The sequence below is a fragment of the Streptomyces sp. NPDC048196 genome (assembly GCF_040652715.1).
GTDB classification, from domain to species: domain Bacteria; phylum Actinomycetota; class Actinomycetes; order Streptomycetales; family Streptomycetaceae; genus Streptomyces; species Streptomyces siderophoricus.
Genome location: NZ_JBEZMM010000004.1, coordinates 260,200 through 276,624, shown reverse-complemented (window position 1 = coordinate 276,624; position 16,425 = coordinate 260,200). Strand labels below are relative to the sequence as shown.

The following is a 16,425-nucleotide window of genomic DNA, read 5'->3' as shown; positions in this document are numbered from 1 at the left end:
GTCCACCCCGGTGCTCGCTCCCGGACCCCCGCCGGCGCTCGTTCCCGGGTCGGTTCCAGGAGCGGTTCCGGAGTCGGGTCCCGGGGCGGCCCCCGAGTCGGTTCCGGGGTCGGTTCCGGCACCGGAGCCCGGCTCGCCCCCGTTCCCGTCTGCGCCTGCCCCTCCGGCCGTTCCCCAGTACTCCTCCTCGACCCGAGCACCCTCGCCAACGCCGGCACCGTCCCAGGCGCCATCTCCAACGCCGGCATCCTCGCCAGCGCCGGCACCCTCCCAGGGGTCGTCCCCAATGCCGACACCGTCGCCAGCGCGGACCCCCTCCCAGGCGTCATCCCCAACCCCGGCACTCTCGCCAGCCTGGGCACCCTCCCAGGCGCCATCCCCAACTCCGACACCCTCCCCAGCCTGGGCACCCTCCCGGCCCCCACCCCCAGCGCCGGCACCATCCCCAGCGCCGCCACCATCCCCAGCGCCGCCACCACCCCCAACGCCGCCACCACCCCCAGCGCCGCCACCCTCCCGAGCCCCGGAACTCCCCCCAGATCCGACCCCAGATCCGCCCCCGGAACCGCCCCCCGCATCGGCACCCCCAAGCACCCCCTCAACATCCCCCACCCTCTGCACACCCACCGACCCCACCGACCCTGCAGACCCCACCGACCCTGCAGACCCCCCAGCCCCCACCGAACCCACCGACCCCGCAGGCCCCCCAGTCCCCACCCGCCCGTAAGCCCCCGCGACGCCCGAGTCGCCGTCAGGTGTGCCGCCCCGGACCGCTTCCGCGCAGGCGTGGAGTTCGGTCGGGCGGATGCCGGGGGCGAGGGCGGTGGCCAGGTGGCCGTCGGGGCGTACGAGGAGGACGGTGTGGGCGGCGGCGCCCGGGTAGGACTCGGTGACCAGGACCTCGGCGGGCATCGGGAGCGCCGCGGCGGCGCTGCTCAGCCGGGGCATGAGGCCCGCCGACTGCCAGTGCCGGCGGTCCCAGACGGTGGTGCCGGGCGCCACGAGTACCACCAGCAGCCCGCGCCCCAGGCGGGTGCGCAGCCGTACCACCGAACCGTCCGGTGCGGTCACCGGGACGTCCGTCACCGGTGCTCCCGGCGGTGTCTCGACGAGTGGTCCGGCGGTGTGCGGGGCGGGCGGTGCCAGCGGCGTGCGGGCGTACACCGGTGGGGCGCCCAGCGGGCCGCGGCCCAGGTGGCCGTCGGTCAGCAGGGTGCTGCGGCCGCGCGCGGCGCCGGGCAGGACGGTGCGCCAGCGGGCCGAGCGGCCGTCCCGCAGCAGCGGCAGCGCCTGGTCGGCGGCGCGCAGCCGGGCCGCGACCGCGCCCCGCCGCTCGGCCTGGTAGCTGTCGAGCAGCATTTCGGTGGCTCCGTGGTGCCAGGCCAGCCCCAGCTTCCAGGCGAGGTTCTCGGCGTCCCGCAGCCCCTCGTCCAGCCCTTGGGTGCCGAGCGCGCCCATCAGGTGCGCGGCGTCCCCGGCGAGGAAGGCGCGGCCCTGCCGCCAGCAGCGGGCCAGCCGGTGGTGCACGGTGTGGACGCCGGTGTCGAGGAGTTCGTACGGGGGGACCAGCCGGCCGTGGCCGGAACCACGGGCGCCACCCCCGTCCACGCCGGATCCCGGGACGACGTCGCCGGCCTCGACCGGGTATTCGGTGGTCCAGCCGGCCAGCGAGTCGCGGATCCGGGCGACCAGGGCGTCCGGGGTGACCAGTTCGCGGCCCGGCGGAAGCAGCCAGTCCAGCCGCCAGACGCCGTCGGCCAGCGGACGGGCGGAGACCTCGCTGCCCGGTGTGCCGCCCTGCCGGGGTGGTGAGCGGTGCAGCAGGGCCTCGCCCGGCCAGGGGAGTTCGCAGCGCAGGGCGGCCACCGCATGCCGCTCGACGGCCGTCCGGCCGGGGAAGCGGATGTCCAGCAGCTTGCGCACGGTCGACCGCGGGCCGTCGCAGCCGATGAGGTAACTCCCGCGCCACCACGTCCCGTTGGGGCCACGGGTGTGGGCGCTGATGCCGTGCTCGTCCTGTTCGAGGTCGGTCAGCCGGCTGCCGGTGACGACCTCGGCGAGCTTCTCGCGTTCCAGTGCGGCGCGCAGTGCGCGGGTGAGGGCGTGCTGGGGGAGGTGCACCGGGGAGGTGGCGGCGGGGCCGGCCGCGTCGTCGGTGGTGTGCGGGGCGAAGGCGACGCGTTCCACCAGGCGCCGGCGGCGCATGATCCGCCAGGCCGTCCAGCGGGTGCCGGCGGACTCCAGAGTGGCGGCGCAGCCGAGCCGGCCGACGAACGCCGCGGTGTCCTCGCGGAGGACGGCGGTGCGGGCGGGCCGGGTGTCCTCCTGGCCGGAGGTCTCGTCGAGGACGATCGAGGGAACGCCGAGCCGGGCGAGGGCGAGCGCGAGGGAGAGGCCGACCGGGCCGCCCCCGGCGACGATCACCGGGTCCACGGCGCTGCTCCCCGGGACCGCTGGTACGTACGGGACATGCGGGGACTGGCAGTTGGAGCCCGGTGCGTGATCACACAGCGTATGCAACCCACTGCGGCCGCTCGCGTCAAGTGACGGAGGCGGTGGCGCCGTTGCCACCGCCTCCGGACGGTTCCGTACCGGCCGCGCGGGCCGTCGTACCGTCAGTCCTTCGCGTCCGCCGGGACGTCGGCCGGAGCCGCGGTCTCCAGGGCGTCGGTGGCGGTCACCGGCTCGCCGGCCGCCGCCACGCCGATCCCGGTCTTCGCCCGCCGGCCGCGCCGCTCGATCCAGTTGGCGAGGGCGGACAGCGCCAGGCACATCGCGACGTAGAGGGAGCCGGTGACGATGATGAACGGGACGTAGGTGTCCTCGCCGTTGACGAGGATGTTGGTGCTCATCAGGCGGGCGGTGTAGAGCAGTTCCTCGAACGTGATGATGTAGCCGAGGGAGGTGTCCTTCAGCGTCACCACGAGCTGGCTGATGATCGTCGGCAGCATCGCGCGGACGGCCTGCGGGATCAGCACGGTCGTCATGACCTGGGTCTTGCTCATGCCCAGGGCGTAGGCGGCCTCACTCTGGCCCTTGGGTACGGAGTTGATGCCGGCCCGGAGCACCTCGGCCTGGACCGAGCCGTTGTAGACCGTCAGTCCGATGACCAGGGCCCAGAACTGCGGCTGGTCGCCGGAGAGGCCGAGCGCGTCGCGGTTGGTGAGCAGCAGGACCCAGATCACGTAGATGGTGATCAGCAGCGGGACGGCGCGGAAGAGTTCGATGAACCCGGTCGCCAGCCAGCGCACGGGCTTGTGGTCCGACAGCCGCCCGACCGCCAGCAGGATGCCGAGGAGCAGGGAGAGCACCGCGGCGACCGCGAAGACCTCAAGGGTCGTCAGCAGGCCGTTGCGGATGTTGGTGCGCACCCCCGCGTTGTTGAAGATGTCCCACCGCTCGGGCTCGAACTGGCCCGTCGCGTTGAGCCGCATCACGACGAACCCGATCAGGGCGAGTACCACGAGCCCACCGAGGACGGTGTAGACGCGGTTGCGCACCTTCGCCTTCGGCCCGGGGACGTCGTAGAGAACGCTGGCCCCACTCATGCCGTTACCTCACTTCGTTCCGCCCCGCCTGCGCGTGGCACCCACGTGCTGTCGTTCCTGCCCCGGTCTACGGCCGGGGGGACCCCCATGTCGCGTCCGTTCACCGGGCGACCCCCATCCGGCGCTCCAGCAGCCGGAAGGCACCGCTGATGGCGAAGGTGATGACGAGGTAGGCGAGTGCGACCCACAGGAAGATCCAGGCGATCGCGTACCCCTGGTCGCTGAGCAGCTTGGCGAAGCCGAACAGCTCGGTGACGCTGAACGCGCCCGCGATGGCGGAGTTCTTCGTGAGCGCGATGAAGATGCTGCTCAGCGGCGGCAGCACGGTGCGGGTGGCCTGCGGCAGGACGATCAGGCGCAGGGTCTGCGAGAACGTCATCCCGAGGCTGCGCGCGGCCTCCGCCTGCCCCAGCGGCACGGTGTTGATGCCGGAGCGCACCGCTTCGCACACGAACGAGGAGGTGTAGAAGCCCAGCGCCAGCATGGCCAGCACGAAGGGGCTCAGTCCCTTGAAGAGCACCTGGGGCACGACGAACATCGCGACCAGGAAGAGCAGCGTCAGCGGGGTGTTGCGCAGCAGCGTGACCCAGGCCGTTCCGAACGCGCGCAACGGCGGGATCGGAGAGACCCGGAATCCGGCTATGAGGACGCCGAGCACCAGGGCGATCACCGCGCTCGCCGCGGTGATCGCCAGGGTTCCGAGGAACCCGTCCCGGAACTCGGGCAGATGATCGAGGAGTACGTTCATGGGGTCTCCGCGGTAGCGGTCATCGGGTCGACGGCGGGGAAGGGAAGGACGGGGTGAAGACAGCGCGCCCCGCACACCCGGCCACGGCGGGCGTACGGGGCGGCGCGGTCAGGAGGAGCGGTCCGGCGCCTCAGTACCGCGGCAGCGGCGTCTGCGGGGCGACGTAGGCCGACCCGGACTTGCCGAGGGTGCCCTGGTAAGCCTTCTTGTAGTCGCCGTTGCTGATGTGGTTCTCCAGCGCCTTGGTGATCGCGTCGCGCAGGGCCTTGTCGTTCTTGTCCATGCCGACGCCGTAGGGCTCCTTGGTGAACGGCTTGTTCACCACGCGGAGCTTCGTCGGGCGCTGGGCCGCGTAGCCCTTGAGGATCGCGTCGTCGGTGGTGACCGCGTCGACGTCGCCGTCGATCAGCTTCTTCACGCAGTCCGAGTACTTGCCCAGTTCGATCGTCTTGGCGCCGTACTTGAGCTTCTTGATCTCCTGGAGCGGCGTGGAGCCGGTGATCGAGCAGACCGTCTTGCCGCGGAGCGTGTCGGGGCCGGTGATGCCCTTCTCGTCCTTGCGCACCAGGAGGTCCGCGCCCGCGGTGTAGTACGGGCCCGCGAAGCCGACCTGCTTCTTGCGCTCGTCGTTGATCGTGTAGGTGCCGACGTAGTAGTCGACGTCGTGCCCGGAGATCTTGGTCTCACGGACGTTGGAGTCGACCGTGCTGAACTTGATCTGCTTCTCCGAGAAGCCCAGGTCGGCCGCGACCATCTTGGCGATCTCGATGTCGAAGCCGGAGTACTTGCCCGACGAGGGGTCCTGGTAGCCCAGGAACGGCTGGTCGGCCTTGACGCCGATGACGATCTGGCCCTTCTGCTGGGCCTTCTTCAGCACCGCCGAGTTGACCTTGACGTCCTTGGCGACCTTGTACGTGCCGCTGTAGACCTCACCGCCGGCCGGCTTGTCGCCGGCCGTTCCCGACTCGCCGCCGCAGGCGGTCGCCGTGGCCGCCAGCGCGAGCACCACCGCACCGGCCGCGGCCGTCTTGAGCATCCTCATGGTGAACATCCTTTGGTTCAGCAAGTGTTGGCAATAATGGTGGCCCAACTACGGCCTCAGTGGTGGAGGATCTTCGACAGGAAGTCCTTGGCGCGGTCGCTGCGCGGGTTGTTGAAGAACTGGTTCGGCTCGGCCTCTTCGATGATGCGGCCGTCCGCCATGAAGACCACACGGTTCGCCGCGGAGCGCGCGAAGCCCATCTCATGGGTGACCACGACCATCGTCATGCCGTCCCGGGCGAGCTGCTGCATCACGTCCAGCACCTCGTTGATCATCTCCGGGTCCAGCGCGGAGGTCGGCTCGTCGAACAGCATCACCTTCGGGTCCATGGCCAGCGCGCGGGCGATCGCCACCCGCTGCTGCTGCCCGCCGGAGAGCTGTGCGGGGTACTTGTCCGCCTGGGTGCCGACACCGACCCGGTCCAGCAGGGCGCGGGCCTTCTGCTCGGCCGCCGCCTTGTCCGTTTTGCGGACCTTGGTCTGGCCCAGCATCACGTTCTCCAGCACCGTCTTGTGTGCGAAGAGGTTGAACGACTGGAAGACCATGCCCACGTCCGCGCGGAGCCGGGCCAGTTCGCGGCCCTCCTGCGGCAGAGGCTTGCCGTCGATGGTGATGCTGCCGGAGTCGATGGTCTCCAGGCGGTTGATGGTGCGGCAGAGCGTCGACTTGCCGGAGCCCGAGGGCCCGATCACGACGACGACCTCGCCCCGGTTGATCGTCAGGTCGATGTCCTGGAGCACGTGCAGCGCGCCGAAGTGCTTGTTCACGTTGTCCAGCACGACCAGCTGGTCACCCGCCGGCGGGGAACCCTCGGCGTTCTTGGTCACCGATACTTCACTCATCGGCGTACAGCTCCGTCCTCCTCGGTTGGGAGGACCCTAGTGACGCCCCGCGACCAGCGTCATTACATCTGAGGGGAACTTGAGCATAACGATCCGGTCGCAGCGGGACACTCAGGGTGAAGTGGTGGGGGAGAGGGCGAGGCGCCGGCGTCCGTCGTGGCGCGGTGCCGGCGGCGTACCGGCTGGGTAACGGATGGCGGCCGGGAGGTGGCCTCCTCTTGACGCGCGCACCCGCCATCGCCGTAGATGCCCTGTGGCCTGTCCGTACGCACCCGGGAAGGAGGCCCGATGAGACTGCTGCTGGTCGAGGACGACGATCACGTCGCCGCGGCGCTGGCCGCCGTGCTCGCCAAGCACGGCCTGTCCGTCGTCCACGCGCGCAGCGGTGAGGAGGCGCTCAAGGCCCTGCTGCCCGATGCCGCCGAGCCGTTCGCGGTGGTGCTGCTCGACCTCGGGCTGCCCGACCAGGACGGCTTCGAGGTGTGCGGCCGGATCCGCAAGATCAGCACCACCCCGGTCATCATGGTCACCGCGCGCTCCGACGTCCGCTCGCGCATACACGGCCTCAACCTGGGCGCGGACGACTACGTGGTCAAGCCGTACGACACCGGTGAGCTGCTGGCCCGGATCCACGCGGTCAGCCGGCGCAACGCGGTGCCGTCGGCCGGCGGTGCGGAGCAGCCTGCCGAGGAGGGCGCCCCCGAGGCGCCGCTGCGGCTCGGCGCGGTCACCGTCGAACTCTCCACCCGCCAGGTGTCCGTGGACGGCGCAACGGTGCCGCTGACCCGCAAGGAGTTCGATCTGCTGGCACTGCTCGCCCAGCGGCCCGGGGTGGTCTTCCGCCGGGAGCAGATCATCAGCGAGGTGTGGCGGACGAGTTGGGAGGGCACCGGCCGGACCCTGGAGGTGCACATCGCCTCACTCCGCGCCAAACTGCGCATGCCCGCCCTGATCGAGACCGTACGCGGCGTCGGCTACCGCCTGGTCGTGCCGGCCGCCCCGGCCGCCCAGGCTCCCTGAAGGCCGCCGCGGGCACGTGCGTACCCGACTCCTTCCGCTCCTCATCGTCCTGATGGCCGGTGTGCTGCTCGCGCTCGGCCTCCCGCTCGGCGTCATCACCGCCGGCGTGGAACAGCAGAAGGTGGTCGTCGACCGGATCGACGACGCCGCCCGGTTCGCCTCGCTCGCCCAGTTCGTCACCGCCCGCCCCGCTGCCGACCCCAAGGACAAGACGCCCGAGGAGGACGAGCGGCGCGCCACCCTCCGCTCGGAGCTGGCGCGCTACTACGGCCTGTACGGGATCCGGGCCGGCGTCTTCTACCGCGACCGCTCCCCGATGGCCGCCGCCCCCGGGGACATGCCGGTGCCCCGCGACGGGGAGGGCGCCCGGGCCTTCAGCGAGGCGCTGGCCGGCCGCCGCAGCCACGACCCGCACCAGATCTGGCCGTGGGACGACGACGGCCGCATCCCGGTCGCCTCGCCGGTGATCCGCGACGGCGACGTGGTCGCGGTGGTCATGACCGATTCGCCCACCGGGCAGATGCGCGCCCGGATCCTGCACGGCTGGCTGCTGATCGCGGCCGGCGAGTGCGCGGCGATGCTCGTCGCGGTCGGCGCGGCCTTCCGGCTCACCGGCTGGGTGCTGCGGCCCGTACGGGTCCTGGACGCGGCCAGCCACGACATCGCCACCGGCCGGATGAAGTCCCGGGTCGCCGGCACCGCCGGGCCACCCGAACTGCGCCGGCTGGCCCGCTCCTTCAACGAGATGGCCGACCACGTCGAGGAGGTGCTGGAACAGCAGCGCGCCTTCGTCGCCGACGCCTCCCACCAGCTGCGCAACCCGCTGGCCGCGCTGCTGCTGCGGATAGAGCTGCTGGCCCTCGAACTCCCCGAAGGCAACGAGGAGATCGCCTCGGTGCGCACCGAGGGCAAACGGCTGGCCCGGGTCCTGGACGATCTGCTGGGCCTCGCGCTGGCCGAGCACACCGCCGCCGACCTCCAGCTCACCGACGTGGCCGCGCTGGCCGCCGAACGCGTCGACTCCTGGCGCCCGATGGCCGACGACAAGGGCGTCCGGCTGACCTACGAGGGCCAGCCCGCGGTCACCGGCTGGGCCGATCCGGTCGCCCTCTCCAGCGCCCTGGACGCGGTCGTCGACAACGCCCTCAAGTTCACCCCGGCCGGCCAACCCGTGACCGTACGGGTGGCGCCGGACGGCGCGCAGGTGCGGATCACCGTGGCCGACCGCGGCCCCGGGCTGACCGAGGACGAACTGGCGCGGATCGGTGACCGCTTCTGGCGCAGCAGCCGCCACCAGAACGTCTCCGGCTCCGGGCTCGGCCTGTCGATCACCCGCGCCCTGCTCGCCGCGGGCGGCGCCACCATCGCCTACGCCCCGCACCCGCCGCACGGGCTGGAGGTCACCGTCACGCTGCCGCGCAGCGCGCCCTGAACCGGCCGGCCCGTCGGCGCCGTGTGCTACCGTCGAAGGACGTTGCAGTTGTGGTACCCATGAACGTTGTGTGCGCCCGGAGGCTGGTAGCCCCGGGCGTTCCTGTTTTCCGGAGTTTTCCGGGCCGTTTCCGGTGTGGGGCGATGATCGCGGCGAAGGGGACCGCACAGTGCGGTTCCCGGTTTGCCCCATGAATGGAGAAAAACATGGCTTCCGGCACCGTCAAGTGGTTCAACTCGGAAAAGGGCTTCGGCTTCATCGAGCAGGACGGCGGCGGCCCCGACGTCTTCGCCCACTACTCGAACATCCAGGCTCAGGGCTTCCGTGAGCTGCTGGAGGGCCAGAAGGTCTCGTTCGACGTGACCCAGGGCCCGAAGGGCCCGCAGGCGGAGAACATCATCCCCGCCTGACGCCCCGCGCGTCTGCCCTGGCCTGCGACGGCACCGTCCGTCGCAGGCCAGGGCGCTTTTTTGGGGCCGGGCCCCGCACGGCCGCGCGGTCCGATGCCCTCAGGGCTTCACGGACACGTAATAGCGCCGGGCGCCCTCGTGCAGCTGCAGCGGATCGGTGAACACCGCCGTCCGCAGGTCCACCTTCTGCGCGGCATGCACCTGACGCCCGATCCAGTCCCGGCTGTCGATCACCGTCCGGGTGATGCCCTGCGTCAGCGCCGCGTCCTCCCGGTCCGTCGTGACCAGCAGGTTCGCCACGGCGATCGTCTTCACCGCCTGCCCGTCCTGGGCCCGCGGATAGGCGTCGGCGGGCATCACCGCCGCCCGGTAGTAGCGGGTGCGCTCGCCCTGCCGGTGCAGCCCCTCGGTGAGGTCCCCGAGCTGCACCAGCCGTACGGGGAACCGCTCCGCGAGCCGCTGGACCGCCGTCGTCGGCAGCCCGCCCGACCAGAAGAAGGCGTCCAGCTTCCCCTGCTCCAGCAGTTTCGGCATCCGGTCGATGCCCACGCGCACGGGCCTGATGTCCCGGTCGAAGTCCAGTCCGGCCGCCTCCAGCAGCCGCCGGGTGATCAGCTGCACACCCGAGCCGTCGGCCCCGACGCCCACCCGGAGCCGCCGCAGATCCTTGGTCGAGCGCACCGCCGACCGTTTGGGCACCACCAGCTGCATGTAGTCGTCGTACAGCCGCGCACAGGCCCGCAGCCGGTCCGCGCCCGGCTCGCCACGGAACTGGTACGTGGCGACCGCATCAGCCGTCGCGATGCTGAACTCCGCACGCCCGGACACCAGTTGCCGCAGATTGTCGATCGACCCCTCGCTACGGGTCAGCCGCAGCCGCACATCCGGCATGTCGTGCGCCAGGTCCTGCTGCAGCAGCTCCCCGTAGCGCGCGTACACCCCCGTCGGCACGCCCGTCGCCATCGTGACCTGGCCGCCCGGTGCGGGCGCGCTCCCCATGGACAGCAGCCACCACAGCGCCAGCCCGAGCACGACCAGCGCCGCGACGCCTGCCTGAGACACCCGGCGGCCCGGGCGGGGGAGTGCGGTGACCATGCGCGGGATCCTGCCAGGTGCGGGGCTCCGGCGGGAGGGGGGAGGGGCCCTGTGGTCCACTACGCTCCGCTCGGCCCGTGATCCTTGACCGGCGGGCCTGCGGTGGGCGCGCGGGGCGGGGAGCGAGGGACGAAGCATGGGCGACGGGGCACTGGTAGCGGCCGTACGGAACGGGGACGTGACGGCGCTGGACGCGCTGCTCGCTGCCGGCGGCGACCCGGACACCGTCGACGGACACGGCACGCCCCTGCTGTGCCTGGCGGTGGATGCCTTCGACCTGCCGGTGGTGGAGTCGCTGAGCGGGGCGGCGCGGTTGGACCGGGTGGCCCCCGACGGCCGCACCGCCCTGTTGCGGGCGGTCGACCACGGGGCGTACGAGATCACGGAAACGCTCATCTGCCGCGGCGCGCAACTCTGGCACAAGGACGGCGCGGGGCGCGATGCCCTGGCGCTGGCCCGGTACTGGCACGGGAGCGGCGCCGTGGCCGAATTGCGGCGCAGGAGCGGGAAGGTCGGGAGGGCCGGGAGGAGCGGGCCGGTGGAGCCGGTCCGGCGCAGGACCGTCCGGGGCGCGTTCGGGACGACCTGCGAGGAGCTGTCGCTGGGCGGGCTGCGGGTCCGCACCGGGCACGCCGCGATCCTCACCGTGCTGGAGCCGCGGTTCGGGGTCCGGCCCGCCTTCGAGGAGTTGCTGTCCCGCGCCCTGGCCGAACCGGACGTCGACCACGAGGTGTGGTGGGCGACGACGTCCGCGGCCCAGCAGCGGCCGGAGCAGGCCGTCCGGGAGGCGGCCGCGGCCCTGCGGGGCCGCCCGGACCCGTTGGAGCGGCACTTCGGCGCGGAGGTGCTGCGTCTGATCGACCTCTTCGAGGAGGGTCACGAGGAGACTGACGAGGCGAGTTGAGGAGAGTTCCGGGGAGATCGAAGAGGCCCCGCCCGCCGGCCAGGGAGCGGGTGCGGACGGCCCTTCCGGCCCGCGGGGAGAAGGCTTCTCCGGCGGGCCCTTACCCTTGAGGAATGACCAGCAGCACCGACCGCAGCCACGTCGTGGGCGTGCCGAAGACCTATGAGATCCGCACCTACGGGTGCCAGATGAACGTCCACGACTCCGAGCGGCTGTCCGGCCTGCTGGAGGAGGCCGGGTACGTCCGTGCGCCCAAGGGGGGCGAGGAGGCCGACGTCGTCGTCTTCAACACCTGCGCGGTGCGGGAGAACGCCGACAACCGCCTCTACGGCAACCTCGGGCAGCTCGCCCCCAAGAAGGCCGCGCACCCCGGGATGCAGATCGCCGTGGGCGGCTGCCTCGCCCAGAAGGACCGCGACACCATCGTCAAGAAGGCCCCCTGGGTCGACGTGGTCTTCGGGACGCACAACATCGGCAAGCTGCCGGTGCTGCTGGAGCGGGCCCGCGTCCAGGAAGAGGCGCAGGTCGAGATCGCCGAGGCGCTGGAGGCGTTCCCCTCCACGCTGCCGACCCGCCGCGAGAGCGCGTACGCGGCCTGGGTGTCGATCTCCGTCGGCTGCAACAACACCTGCACCTTCTGTATCGTCCCGGCGCTGCGCGGCAAGGAGAAGGACCGCCGGCCCGGCGACATCCTCGCCGAGGTCGAGGCGCTGGTCGCCGAGGGCGTCAGCGAGATCACCCTGCTCGGGCAGAACGTCAACGCCTACGGCTCCGACATCGGCGACCGCGAGGCCTTCAGCAAGCTGCTGCGCGCCTGCGGGAACATCGAGGGCCTGGAGCGGGTGCGCTTCACCTCCCCGCACCCGCGCGACTTCACCGACGACGTGATCGCCGCCATGGCCGAGACGCCCAACGTGATGCCGCAGCTGCACATGCCGCTGCAGTCCGGCTCCGACCGGGTCCTCAAGGCCATGCGCCGCTCGTACCGCCAGGAGCGGTTCCTCGGCATCATCGAGAAGGTGCGCGCCGCCATGCCGGACGCCGCGATCTCGACGGACATCATCGTCGGCTTCCCGGGGGAGACCGACGAGGACTTCGAGCAGACCCTGCACACGGTCCGCGAGTCCCGCTTCGCCCAGGCCTTCACGTTCCAGTACTCCAAGCGCCCCGGCACCCCCGCGGCCGAGATGGACGGCCAGATCCCCAAGGCCGTCGTCCAGGAGCGCTACGAGCGGCTGGTCGCCCTCCAGGAGGAGATCTCCTGGGAGGAGAACAAGAAGCAGGTCGGCCGCACCCTCGACGTCATGGTCGCCGAGGGTGAGGGCCGCAAGGACGACGCGACCCACCGGCTGTCCGGCCGGGCGCCGGACAACCGCCTGGTGCACTTCACCCGGCCCGAGGAGCCGGTCCGCCCCGGCGACGTGGTGACCGTCGAGGTGACCTACGCCGCTCCGCACCACCTCCTCGCGGAGGGCCCGGCCAAGGCGGTCCGCCGTACCCGCGCCGGTGACGCCTGGGAGAAGCGCACCGCCGCCCCGGCCGACAAGCCCAAGGGCGTCCTGCTGGGCCTGCCCACCATCGGCGCCCCGGCCCCGAGCCCGGCGCCCACCGCGGGCTGCGGCTGCGACTGACCGCAAGGACGGCGGGCAGGGGACGTTACGCTGCGTGGCATGCTCGTAGCCGCCGCCATCTGCCCCTGCCCGCCGTTGCTCGTCCCGGAGGTCGCCGCCGGCGCGGCGCCCGAGCTGGAACCGCTGCGCGCCGCCTGCCTCGACGCGATCGGCCTGCTCGCCGCGGCCCGCCCGGACCGGCTGGTCGTCGTGGGCCCCGCCGACGAGGCCACCCGCGGCCCGCACCCCGAGGGTGCCGCCGGCTCGTTCCGCGGCTTCGGGGTGCCGCTCGATGTGACGCTGGGCGCCGCCGAGACCGCCACCGAGCGGCCGCTCCCGCCGTCCCTCTCCGTCGGCGCCTGGCTGCTGTCCCGCGCGGACTGGGCCGACGCCCCGGTGGAGGGCCTGGGCCTGGATCCGGCGCTGCCCGCCGAACGGGCCCTGGCGGCCGGCCGGGAGATCGCCACCCGTGCGCCCCGGGTGGCCCTGCTGGTGATGGGCGATGGCAGCGCCTGCCGGACGGTCAAGGCGCCCGGCTACCTCGACGACCGGGCCGAGCCCTTCGACGCCGCCGTGTCCCGCGCGCTGGGCGCCGCCGACGTCGTCGCGCTGAGTGCGTTGGACGCCCAGCTCGCCGCGGCCCTGCAGGCGTCCGGGCGGGCCGGCTGGCAGCTCCTGGCGGGCGCCGCCGAGGGCGCGGGCCTGGGCGGCCGGCTGCTGCGCGAGGAGGCCCCGTACGGGGTCGGGTACTTCGTCGCCACCTGGTCGTAGCCCCCGCTGCGCCGGGCCGGCCGGTCACCGGCGGCCCGGTGGCACGCCGGCCCTCCCGAGGGGGTCGGTCCGGCGGCGACCGCTCCGTGGTGGATACGACACGACGGCCGCGAGGTGGTGAGCCACCCCGCGGCCGTCGTGCGCCGCCCGTCTTCCGACGCGCGCGAATTACCCGTGCCTCACTTCCGTGCGGCCTCGCCGGACTCGCTGTCCGCCGTGGCCCGGACCGACTGCTGCCGGGGAATCCCGGCGCTCTCGGCGGTCTGCTCCGCGGCGCCGTGCGGCTCCCCTTCGGCGGCCTGCTCGGCGGCCGGTCCGGGAGACGTCTCCGCGGCCCGTTCGGCGGTCGCCTCGGCGGTCTCCGCACGCTGTCCGTCATGCGTCTCGTCACCGGACACCTCCGGGGCCGCCGCTTCCGCCGTGTCGTCCGCCACTCTTTCCGCCACCGCGTCCGCCGCGGTCCCGTCGCCGGCCGCGGCCTCCCCGGCGCCCGCGGACTCCCCGGACTCCGCAGACTCTTCGGCTTCTCCGGCCCCCCGGGCTTCCTCGGCGCCCTCGGCCTCCGCCGAAGCGGCCGACTTCGCCGGCTCCTCCGCCTCGGCCGTCACCGACGTTGCGGCGCTCTCCTCCGTCAACGCTTCGGACTTACGGCGGCGAAACCGCGAAAATACGCCCATAACTGCTCCTACGCTCTTCATGTGGGCGAAATCCCCTGCCGCCCGGAGCGGACCGATGCGCCGCCCACGGGCGCCGGTGCTGCACCGGCTCTCTCGGGACCTCGCAACAGGCAACGACCTCACCGGTGGCCCGTCACGTCGCTCGTTCGAGAGGGGCCACCGATGTTTGGGAGACTGACGGGGTGAACACCGCTGTCCCCGCTCCGCGGGTCATCGCCGTCGTCGGCCCCACCGCGGCCGGAAAGTCCGATCTGGGCGTTGCGCTCGCCCGACACCTGCGTGGCGAGGTCATCAACGCCGACTCCATGCAGCTCTACCGCGGCATGGACATCGGGACCGCCAAGCTCACGCCCGAGGAGCAGCAGGGCGTCCCGCACCGCCTCCTGGACGTCTGGGACGTCACCCGCGCCGCCAGCGTCGCCGAGTACCAGCGGCTGGCCCGCGCCGAGATCGACCGGCTGCTCGCCGAGGGCCGCACCCCGGTCCTCGTCGGCGGCTCCGGCCTGTACGTACGCGGTGCCATCGACGCCCTGGAGTTCCCCGGCACCGACCCGGAGGTGCGCGCCCGCCTGGAGGCCGAACTGGCCGACCTGGGCAGCGGGGCCCTGCACGCCCGGCTGGCCACCGCCGACCCGGAGGCCGCCCGCGCCATCCTGCCCGGGAACGGCCGCCGCATCGTGCGTGCCCTGGAGGTCATCGAGATCACCGGCCGCCCCTTCACCGCGAACCTCCCGGGTCACGAGGCGGTCTACGACACCGTGCAGATCGGGGTCGACGTCGCGCGCCCCGAACTCGACGAGCGGATCGCCCGGCGGGTCGACCGCATGTGGGAGGCGGGCCTCGTCGACGAGGTGCGCCGCCTGGAGGCCGAAGGGCTCCGGGAGGGCCTCACCGCCTCCCGGGCGCTCGGCTACCAGCAGGTGCTCGCGCAGCTGGCGGGGCAGTGCACGGAACAGCAGGCGCGTGACGAGACGGTGCGCGCCACCAAGCGCTTCGCGCGCCGTCAGGACTCGTGGTTCCGCCGGGACCCGCGCGTCCACTGGCTCAGCGGTGCGGCCGAGCACCGGGCGGAACTCCCTGAGCAGGCGCTGGCCTTGCTCGAACGACCGGTCACAGCCTGATCACGTCATGGCATCGGGACGCTCCGGCCGTCATCAGGGCCCCTGAGGGCGTGTCATCATCGACCTTCGATCGAGGCATGCATGCGGCAGTGGGGAGGGCGCGTGGCAATGGAGGCCGGCCCTCGCAACCGAGCCCAGCAGCCGGACAACGGCGCTGACACGGACACCGCCGCGGATACCGCTGCGGACACCGCCGCGGCACCGCTGACCGCCGACGGCCCGGACGTCCGGAACGAACCGCTCGGGGACGACCCGCTCGGGGACGCCCCGCTCGGGAACGACACGTCCCGGAACGACACGTCCGTGAACGATCCGTCCTGGAACGACCCGGACCGGAACGACCCGGACCGGGATGACGCAGCCCGGAATGACCCGGGCCTGGATGACGCGGCCCACGGCGGCCGTTCGCACCACGGTCTCTCCCAAGGCGGCCGGCCGCACGGCGACCTGTCCCACGACGGCCTCGCCGAGGACGGTCCGTCCGGCGGCGACAGTCTCGGCAGCGGCCCACTCGCTTCGTCCGATGCCCTCGACCCGTCCGATCCCCTGGGGACCTCCGACCCCATGGGCCACTCCGATGCCCTGGGCGCCACCGGGGCGCTGGACGACTCCGGTGCGCTGGACGACTCCGACGGACCGGACGCCGTCGGCGGGACCGGCGAGGGTGGCGAGTCCTTCCGCGAGCTGCGTCCGCCGCGCCGGCTGCGGCTGTGGCAGCTCGCACCGATCGTCGGGCTGGCGGCCCTCGGCTCGCTGATGTTCGCCTTCCCGCTGGCCTTCGAATTCGGCGGCGACGGTGGCGCGGTGATCGCGATGCTCGGCCTGCTGCTGTGCTGCTGCGCGGCCGGCTGGGGCATGATGGCCGCCCGCCGCGTCGGCCACACCTGGCCCGGCCTGCCCGCCCGCGGCTCCGGCCGCCGCGCCAGCTGGCGGGTGGTCCTCCTGTACGCCTTGGTGGTGGCCGTCCCCGCGGCCCTGGCCATCTGGCGCGTGGCCCGACTGCGCTGACGCGCTCCCGCCTCCCCCGGGCCGCGCTGACGCAGTCCCGCCCGGGCCGCGCCGACGCGTCCCACCCAGGCCGCGCTGACGCGGTCCCGCACGGGCCCCGCTGATGCGCTCCTGCCTGGGCCGCGCTGACGCGTCCCACCCAGGCCGCGCGGACGCGCTTCTCTGTCGGGCTCGGGCACGGAACGACGCGCTCCTCT

Annotated in this window: 14 protein-coding genes and 1 pseudogene; 8 read left to right on the top strand and 7 right to left on the bottom strand. The window is 72.9% G+C overall.

Annotated features, from left to right (window positions below; translation table 11 throughout):
* Positions 1-759 precede the first annotated feature (759 nt).
* From AB0E02_RS07935 to AB0E02_RS07915, 5 genes and pseudogenes are all read right to left on the bottom strand, one after another.
* Positions 760-2,433 (bottom strand): annotated as a pseudogene (locus AB0E02_RS07935) (FAD-dependent monooxygenase); the annotation flags it as partial.
* A 182-nt stretch (positions 2,434-2,615) separates the two neighbouring features.
* The gene (locus AB0E02_RS07930; protein ID WP_362137129.1) at positions 2,616-3,548 is read right to left on the bottom strand and encodes an amino acid ABC transporter permease; all 933 of its coding nucleotides are present in this window, start codon (positions 3,546-3,548) and stop codon (positions 2,616-2,618) included.
* Positions 3,549-3,648: 100 nt separating this feature from the next.
* On the bottom strand, positions 3,649-4,296 hold the full coding sequence (locus tag AB0E02_RS07925) for an amino acid ABC transporter permease (RefSeq protein WP_030416928.1): 648 nt from the start codon (positions 4,294-4,296) through the stop codon (positions 3,649-3,651).
* Between the two features lie 130 nt (positions 4,297-4,426).
* A complete protein-coding gene (locus AB0E02_RS07920; RefSeq protein ID WP_310725428.1) occupies positions 4,427-5,338 on the bottom strand; it encodes a glutamate ABC transporter substrate-binding protein in 912 nt (303 codons plus the stop codon).
* Positions 5,339-5,394: 56 nt separating this feature from the next.
* Positions 5,395-6,180, bottom strand: a complete 786-nt coding sequence (locus AB0E02_RS07915) for an amino acid ABC transporter ATP-binding protein (protein ID WP_030416926.1) — start codon at positions 6,178-6,180, stop codon at positions 5,395-5,397.
* Positions 6,181-6,468: 288 nt separating this feature from the next.
* Between AB0E02_RS07915 and AB0E02_RS07910 the strand changes: the two genes are divergently transcribed.
* From AB0E02_RS07910 to AB0E02_RS07900, 3 genes are all read left to right on the top strand, one after another.
* Positions 6,469-7,200: a response regulator transcription factor gene (locus AB0E02_RS07910; RefSeq protein ID WP_362137128.1), complete on the top strand. Its 732-nt coding sequence runs from the start codon at positions 6,469-6,471 to the stop codon at positions 7,198-7,200.
* Positions 7,201-7,216: 16 nt separating this feature from the next.
* Positions 7,217-8,632, top strand: a complete 1,416-nt coding sequence (locus AB0E02_RS07905) for a HAMP domain-containing sensor histidine kinase (protein WP_362137127.1) — start codon at positions 7,217-7,219, stop codon at positions 8,630-8,632.
* A 206-nt stretch (positions 8,633-8,838) separates the two neighbouring features.
* A complete protein-coding gene (locus AB0E02_RS07900; RefSeq protein WP_030288153.1) occupies positions 8,839-9,042 on the top strand; it encodes a cold-shock protein in 204 nt (67 codons plus the stop codon).
* Positions 9,043-9,141: 99 nt separating this feature from the next.
* Here AB0E02_RS07900 and AB0E02_RS07895 read toward each other — a convergent pair whose 3' ends face one another.
* A complete protein-coding gene (locus AB0E02_RS07895; protein ID WP_362137126.1) occupies positions 9,142-10,137 on the bottom strand; it encodes a TAXI family TRAP transporter solute-binding subunit in 996 nt (331 codons plus the stop codon).
* A gap of 136 nt (positions 10,138-10,273) precedes the next feature.
* Here AB0E02_RS07895 and AB0E02_RS07890 point away from each other — a divergent pair, with 136 nt between their 5' ends.
* From AB0E02_RS07890 to AB0E02_RS07880, 3 genes are all read left to right on the top strand, one after another.
* Entirely contained in the window at positions 10,274-11,041 is a 768-nt protein-coding gene (locus AB0E02_RS07890; RefSeq protein WP_362137125.1) for an ankyrin repeat domain-containing protein, read from the top strand.
* Positions 11,042-11,154: 113 nt separating this feature from the next.
* Positions 11,155-12,672, top strand: coding sequence for a tRNA (N6-isopentenyl adenosine(37)-C2)-methylthiotransferase MiaB (gene miaB / locus AB0E02_RS07885; protein WP_201809774.1), 1,518 nt, complete (start codon positions 11,155-11,157; stop codon positions 12,670-12,672).
* Between the two features lie 39 nt (positions 12,673-12,711).
* Positions 12,712-13,422, top strand: a complete 711-nt coding sequence (locus AB0E02_RS07880; protein WP_362137124.1) for a class III extradiol dioxygenase subunit B-like domain-containing protein — start codon at positions 12,712-12,714, stop codon at positions 13,420-13,422.
* Positions 13,423-13,601: 179 nt separating this feature from the next.
* Here AB0E02_RS07880 and AB0E02_RS07875 read toward each other — a convergent pair whose 3' ends face one another.
* Positions 13,602-14,057 carry a hypothetical protein gene (locus AB0E02_RS07875; RefSeq protein WP_362137123.1) on the bottom strand — a complete coding sequence of 152 codons (456 nt, stop codon included), beginning with the start codon at positions 14,055-14,057 and terminating at the stop codon, positions 13,602-13,604.
* Positions 14,058-14,281: 224 nt separating this feature from the next.
* Between AB0E02_RS07875 and miaA the strand changes: the two genes are divergently transcribed.
* Positions 14,282-15,220 (top strand): tRNA (adenosine(37)-N6)-dimethylallyltransferase MiaA, encoded by a 939-nt coding sequence (gene miaA, locus AB0E02_RS07870; protein WP_362137122.1) that lies wholly within the window; start codon positions 14,282-14,284, stop codon positions 15,218-15,220.
* Positions 15,221-15,784: 564 nt separating this feature from the next.
* On the top strand, positions 15,785-16,228 hold the full coding sequence (locus tag AB0E02_RS07865; RefSeq protein WP_362137166.1) for a hypothetical protein: 444 nt from the start codon (positions 15,785-15,787) through the stop codon (positions 16,226-16,228).
* The last annotated feature ends 197 nt before the right edge of the window (positions 16,229-16,425 follow it).

Bases quoted from the DNA above. Each gene is read 5' to 3' on its own strand.
- AB0E02_RS07930 (WP_362137129.1), bottom strand. From the start codon at position 3,548: ATGAGTGGGGCCAGCGTTCTCTACGACGTCCCCGGGCCGAAGGCGAAG.
- AB0E02_RS07925 (WP_030416928.1), bottom strand. From the start codon at position 4,296: ATGAACGTACTCCTCGATCATCTGCCCGAGTTCCGGGACGGGTTCCTC.
- AB0E02_RS07920 (WP_310725428.1), bottom strand. From the start codon at position 5,338: ATGAGGATGCTCAAGACGGCCGCGGCCGGTGCGGTGGTGCTCGCGCTG.
- AB0E02_RS07915 (WP_030416926.1), bottom strand. From the start codon at position 6,180: ATGAGTGAAGTATCGGTGACCAAGAACGCCGAGGGTTCCCCGCCGGCG.
- AB0E02_RS07910 (WP_362137128.1), top strand. From the start codon at position 6,469: ATGAGACTGCTGCTGGTCGAGGACGACGATCACGTCGCCGCGGCGCTG.
- AB0E02_RS07900 (WP_030288153.1), top strand. From the start codon at position 8,839: ATGGCTTCCGGCACCGTCAAGTGGTTCAACTCGGAAAAGGGCTTCGGC.
- AB0E02_RS07895 (WP_362137126.1), bottom strand. From the start codon at position 10,137: ATGGTCACCGCACTCCCCCGCCCGGGCCGCCGGGTGTCTCAGGCAGGC.
- AB0E02_RS07890 (WP_362137125.1), top strand. From the start codon at position 10,274: ATGGGCGACGGGGCACTGGTAGCGGCCGTACGGAACGGGGACGTGACG.
- miaB (WP_201809774.1), top strand. From the start codon at position 11,155: ATGACCAGCAGCACCGACCGCAGCCACGTCGTGGGCGTGCCGAAGACC.
- AB0E02_RS07880 (WP_362137124.1), top strand. From the start codon at position 12,712: ATGCTCGTAGCCGCCGCCATCTGCCCCTGCCCGCCGTTGCTCGTCCCG.
- AB0E02_RS07865 (WP_362137166.1), top strand. From the start codon at position 15,785: ATGGGCCACTCCGATGCCCTGGGCGCCACCGGGGCGCTGGACGACTCC.